Here is a 6,251-nt window from a genome sequence, read left to right on the forward strand (position 1 = left end):
AACAACAGGTTCAGGCTCAACAACAGGTTCAGGCTCAACAACAGGTTCAGGCTCAACAACAGGTTCAGGCTCAACAACAGGTTCGGAGCCAATGTTAGCAGCTAATAACGCTAACTCCTCATCACTACCATAATTATCATATTGACTCAGTTCAGCACTATCATAGCTTGCGTGATATGACTCAACCTCACTTTGGGCTTGATAATCAGCCTTATAGTCTTGTAACAGTGGTACTGATTCTGATGTTAACTCTAATGATGAAGCTGACGCTAGATGCTGATCAGTATTTAATGATTCTTTATTAGATACAGCCGTAGAAGCAACTGTCTCTATGGATCGTATCGTACTATCAGGTACGTTTGCTAAGATCTCATTGACAGGTAAGGGACGAAAAGCCAATAGACGTAAAATGCACATCTCTAGCGCTTGCATCGGTGTGCTAGCAAGTTTAACGCCTTCACGTGCTTGTACCACGATTTCATAGTAAAGCTGTAAGACATCAGGACTCATATGCTGGGCAAGTTTATTAATATGCTGTGCTTGCGCTTCATTGACGTTGAGGGCAACCTCAGGCAACAGCTGACATAATGCCAACTGGTGTAGCAGCTCAGTAAGTCCATCAAACATACTCGACGCATCGACCATTTGCGCGCGCATCTGCTCAATATGGGTCGCGACGGCAGGCTTATCATGACGATAAATATCTGTGATCAAGCTGACTAAGTCAGCTGCATCAATGAGCCCAAGCATCGCATTTACCGTTACATCATCAAGTGCACCTTGACCAAAAGCAATGGCTTGATCGGTCAATGACAAAGCATCACGTACAGAGCCTTTAGCAGCGCTGGCCAATTGCCAAAGCGCAGGCTGAGTATAGCCGACTTGCTCTTGGGTTAAAATATTGGCTAAGTGCTCACTAAGCAGATTTTGCGATAAAGGACGTAGCACAAACTGTAAGCAGCGAGAAATAATAGTAATGGGTAGCTTTTGCGGATCAGTGGTTGCTAGCAAGAATTTGACATGCTCAGGCGGCTCTTCCAAAGTTTTGAGAAGCGCATTAAAACTATGTGTCGACAGCATATGCACCTCATCAATCAGGTACACTTTATAGCGACCTTGACTTGGTGCATAAGGGACGTTATCAAGTAGTTCTCGCGTGTCTTCAACTTTCGTACGAGAGGCGGCATCAATCTCAATCAGATCAATAAAACGCCCTTGGTCAATCGCTACGCAGTTATCACACACGCCACATGGCGTGCTAGTAATACCTGTATCACAGTTCAAGCATTTAGATAAAATACGTGCAATCGTCGTCTTACCCACGCCGCGCGTACCAGTAAACAAATAGGCATGATGCAGACGGTTGTAATCAATGGCATTAATCAGTGCTTGCGAGACATGCGTCTGCCCAATCAACTCATGAAAGTTTTTGGGTCGGTATTTGCGAGCTAAAACTTGATATTGCTGCGACATAGCTATCCATTGTTCCAAGTAGTTAAAGTGCGTATTTTGAATACTATTTTTCGATACTAATTATAGCAAAAAGCCAGCGCATTCGTCTGGCTTCTTACTAATTTGATTATGACTTAACCGCACTTAATAAGCGACTTTGGTCGAAGACTAGTTAACCATTAGTCGTTTTTTCGGCGCATGTGTGGGAATAAAATCACATCACGGATACTAGCAGAGTCTGTCAATAGCATCACCAAACGATCGATACCAATACCCTCGCCTGCTGTTGGCGGTAAACCATAAGACAGAGCTTCAATATATTCTGCATCGAAGTGCATCGCTTCATCATCGCCTGCATCTTTTTCAGCCACTTGACCAAGGAAGCGCTCAGCCTGATCCGCCGGATCATTGAGTTCACTAAAGCCATTTGCCAACTCACGACCACCAATAAACAACTCAAAGCGATCAGTAATCTCAGGATTTTCATCACTACGGCGCGCTAGTGGTGATGTCTCAGCTGGATACTCAGTAATGAAAGTTGGCTGACGAAGTTGATGCTCAGCGGTTTCTTCAAAGATAATGGTCTGCAATTTACCTACACCAAAGACATCTTTTACTTGCTGCTTAAGCGTTGTCGATGCGTACTCTGCGAGATACTCACGATCATTAATACGGGTCATATCAAAGTTTTCTGCATATTTGGCAATCGCATCAGACATAGACAGACGCTCGAAAGGCGCTTTTAGGCTAATAGCTTCTTCTTGATAGGTAATCTCGGTAGTACCTAAGATATCGATCGCCAACTCGTTAAATAAGCGCTCAGTCAAATCCATTAAATCATGATAATCAGCATAGGCTTGATAAAACTCAATCATAGTAAATTCAGGGTTATGACGGGTTGAGATACCTTCATTACGGAAGCTGCGATTAATCTCAAATACTTTTTCAAAACCACCAACGACTAAGCGCTTGAGATAAAGCTCAGGAGCGATACGCAGATACAACGGCATATCAAGCGCATTATGATGGGTCACAAACGGACGCGCCACCGCACCACCTGGAATGGGGTGCATCATTGGCGTTTCGACTTCCATAAAACGCTCATTCAACATAAATTTGCGAATACCGCTAATGACTTGACTGCGCACCATAAAGGTATCACGGGTCGTCTCATTGGTCATCAAATCAAGATGACGATTGCGATAACGAGCTTCTACATCAGCTAGTCCATGAAACTTATTTGGCATTGGACGTAGCGCTTTGGTTAATAACTCTATCTCTTCGATATGTACGTACAAATCACCTTTGCCTGAGCGACCGATATAACCTGACACACCAACGATATCACCCAAATCTAATGATTTAATACTCGCCAGCATCTCTTCACTTAGTTCTTTACGTGCCACGTATAATTGGATACGACCTGTCATGTCTTGAATGACAATAAACGCCCCACGGTTAAGCATGACTCGACCGGCGACATTCACCTGTGTTTTTTCGCCTTTAGCATCATTATCAGCAATTTCTTGTTTTGAGATACCCTCAAAAGCCGTCTGCAAATCTTGGGCATAATCCGTGCGCTTAAACGTATTCGGGTAAGGCTGTTTACCTGAAGCAACGATATCATCTAGCTTGGCTTGCAATTGAGCAATCAGCTCGTTAGCGTCTTCTGGGATTTGCTCTTGGTTCTGATTTTGATTGTTGGGCTTTGACATAACACTCTCAAAATTATTAGACAATTAAAGGAATAAACGAACATTATAAATTTAAAATAACGACTTAAAATAAGAAGTTCAAATAAGGCAGCTACATAATAATTATGCATTCTTAACATTTCAAACAAATACCAAATTAATCGACACAGATAGCAGGCTGTGCCACGCCCTTTTCAATCGTTTGATAACAGCCAAAAAGGCTGCTATCACTAGCGCATTGTCCAGACTGAGTTTTGACATCGGCAGCTATAAACTCACCTGTGTTTTTGCACTTACCTTGGCAGTCTGTACTGTCTTGGCAAGCTTTTCCTGCATCGGTATAAGTTACCAGACATTGATAACAACCAAGCCGACCTTGCTGTAAAAACGCGCCACCCTTCGCAGTGCACGCTTGTACAATCTCATTAGGCGGATAAACACATGCTTGATAAGAAAAAGGGTCATTTTTATCATTCATTGCAGTACCATCAGTCTGTTTTGGCTGCACTGCTGTCGTTGATGAAGGCGTGATGCTACAAGCAGATAACCAAAACGCTATCAACATCGCGGCAATAGTAAGCGCGATTTTGTTAAACGGTAATATTAGCGATGGTCTAGTTATCATATGCATGGCTTACGCCTCTTATTTTATGGGCTTATGAATCAATCTATTATTAAGCACCACCAATACTTGCCATCAAGTCCGCTTGATGTTCACGTAACAGTGCATCAAGGATTTCATCCAAGTCACCTTCCATAATCGAATCAAGCTTATATAAGGTCAGGTTAATACGATGATCGGTCATACGCCCTTGCGGAAAGTTATAAGTACGGATACGCTCTGAACGATCACCGCTACCAACCAAGTCGCGACGGATCGTATCAGCTGCATCTACCTGTGCTTGGACTTTAACTTGCTGGATTTTAGAAATCAGCATTTTCATGGCTTGCGCACGGTTTTTATGCTGACTGCGTTCTTGTTGACACTCTACCACGGTACCGGTTGGAATGTGTGTCAAACGTACCGCTGAGTCGGTGGTATTCACGTGCTGACCACCGGCACCGCTTGAGCGGAAGGTGTCAAAACGAATGTCAGCTGGATTTAAATCAACTGTGTCATCAATCTCAACTTCAGGCATGACAGCAACGGTACAAGCTGACGTATGCACGCGACCTTGGCTTTCTGTATCAGGCACACGCTGAACACGATGCACACCAGATTCAAACTTTAGGCGACCATAAACGCTATTGCCCGACACACGAGTAATGATTTCTTTATAACCACCATGCTCACCCTCATTTGCTGACAATATCTCTAGGGTCCAGCCTTGAGCTTGCGCATACTTTTGGTACATACGGAACAAATCACCAGAGAAAATCGCCGCTTCATCGCCGCCCGTTCCTGCTCGAATCTCAAGGAATGCAGGCACCTTATCATTAGGGTCTTTTGGCAGCATCATGACATTAAGTGCTTCTTCCATCTCTACGATAGTATTGCGAGCACTGTCAATCTCTTCTTGCATCATCTCTTTCATGTCAGGATCTGAAGCTTCTTTTAGCATCGCTTCTGCCTCAGCCTGATCCGTTTCTGCACCAACATAGTTCTGCCATAAAGTAGTGATATCCATCAAGTCACTATGCTCAACGGACAATTCACGGAATTTATTGTTATCACTGTTGACACTCGGGTCTGATAATAAGGCAGTGACCTCTTCATAACGGTCTACCATCTGGTCTAAACGCAGGCGTAAGGATTCTTTCATAAAAGGACTTTTAATTGAATAATTGAAATAAGACCGTGATTATAGCAAATTTTTGCGCTTAAATTAAAACCTCTCAGTAATCTTGTCAATATATGGACAAACTTTTCTGCCGCTTCCACAATATCGACGCTTTTTTCTGATAATTTGAATACAGCATCAACTTTACTTGAAATTTGAGTAAAAAAAATAGCCAAGAATATTCTTGGCTATTTAGATAAGGATGAGAGATCAAGATTAAGATTTAAAAATTAGACCTTGCGGACGATTACCGACCCAATAGAGTAACCGGCACCAAACGAGCAAATAACGCCCAAATCACCTGAGGCAAGGTCATCTTTATAGCGATGGAAGACAATCATTGGGCTGGCTGAGCTAGTATTGGCGAATTCAGCAATGACACTGGGCACAATCGCTTTGTCTGCTTCTTTACCGATGACCTTACGCAAGATTAAATCTAGCATATTAGCATTGGCTTGGTGCAGCCACATCATTTTTACATCAGAGGTTGGGATATCATTCTCTTGTAGATGCTCAGTAATGACCTCTGACACTTTTGGACAGACTTCACGGAAGACTTTACGACCATTTTGCAAGAATAGCTTGTCGGTCACTGGCTCTTTAAGATCCGGATACATCTCTGTTTGCGCTGCTAAAAACTCTGAGCGATCCATAAAACCGTATTCGTTTTTGATATTGGTCGAGAACTGAGTAAATAGCTTAGAATTTAGAATTTCATAGCCTTTAGGCGTATCCAGCTCTTCTACGATGCAAGCGGTTGCGACATCACCAAAGATAAAGTGACTGTCACGGTTACGCCAGTTTAGATGCGCCGAAGTAATTTCAACGTTGACCACAGCGACGCGCTTAGCAAGACCTGATGCGATAGAACCATGTGCTTGTGATAGACCAAAAGTTGCGGCACTACACGCTACATTCATATCATAAGCAAAGCCGCCCACCATACCGATCGCATTTTGAATCTCGATAGAGACGGCTGGATAAGTACGCTGAAAATTTGAGCAAGCAAGGATGATACCATCTAAATCGTTAGCTTCAAGCCCAGCATCAGCCAAGGCATCATTTAACGCGGCTACACCCATTTCTGCCATGATAGACAGCTCTTCACCCAAGTTACGATAAGCGATAACAGGTGCCATGATTTCAGGGTTTAAGATGCCGTCTTTTTCCATCACATAGCGTGATTTAATACCAGATACTTTTTCGATAAAAGCCGCTGATGAAGGCTGAAGTTCAGTAACGGTTCCTGCTTCAATATCAGCAGCGTGTTCTGTATTATAATTTTCAACATACTGTTTAAAAGACTCTACTAGCTCTTCATTAC

General features: G+C 43.0%; 5 protein-coding genes. All 5 read right to left on the reverse strand.

Translation table 11 applies throughout. From position 1 onward, the window contains the following. On the reverse strand, positions 1 to 1,473 hold a 1,473-nt coding region (gene dnaX, locus VLN09_RS11480; RefSeq protein WP_325246637.1), incomplete at its 3' end, for a DNA polymerase III subunit gamma/tau. 158 nt (positions 1,474 to 1,631) lie between these two features. Continuing rightward, positions 1,632 to 3,167 (reverse strand): lysine--tRNA ligase, encoded by a 1,536-nt coding sequence (lysS, locus tag VLN09_RS11485; protein ID WP_325246639.1) that lies wholly within the window; start codon positions 3,165 to 3,167, stop codon positions 1,632 to 1,634. A 136-nt stretch (positions 3,168 to 3,303) separates the two neighbouring features. Further along, positions 3,304 to 3,777, reverse strand: a complete 474-nt coding sequence (locus tag VLN09_RS11490; protein ID WP_325246641.1) for a hypothetical protein — start codon at positions 3,775 to 3,777, stop codon at positions 3,304 to 3,306. Between the two features lie 43 nt (positions 3,778 to 3,820). Next, the gene (gene prfA / locus VLN09_RS11495) at positions 3,821 to 4,909 is read right to left on the reverse strand and encodes a peptide chain release factor 1 (protein WP_325246643.1); all 1,089 of its coding nucleotides are present in this window, start codon (positions 4,907 to 4,909) and stop codon (positions 3,821 to 3,823) included. A 248-nt stretch (positions 4,910 to 5,157) separates the two neighbouring features. Continuing rightward, positions 5,158 to 6,251 (reverse strand): beta-ketoacyl-ACP synthase III (locus VLN09_RS11500; protein WP_325246645.1); only part of this gene is annotated, 1,094 nt, incomplete at its 5' end.

The organism is Psychrobacter sp. (assembly GCF_035469765.1).
Lineage (GTDB): Bacteria > Pseudomonadota > Gammaproteobacteria > Pseudomonadales > Moraxellaceae > Psychrobacter.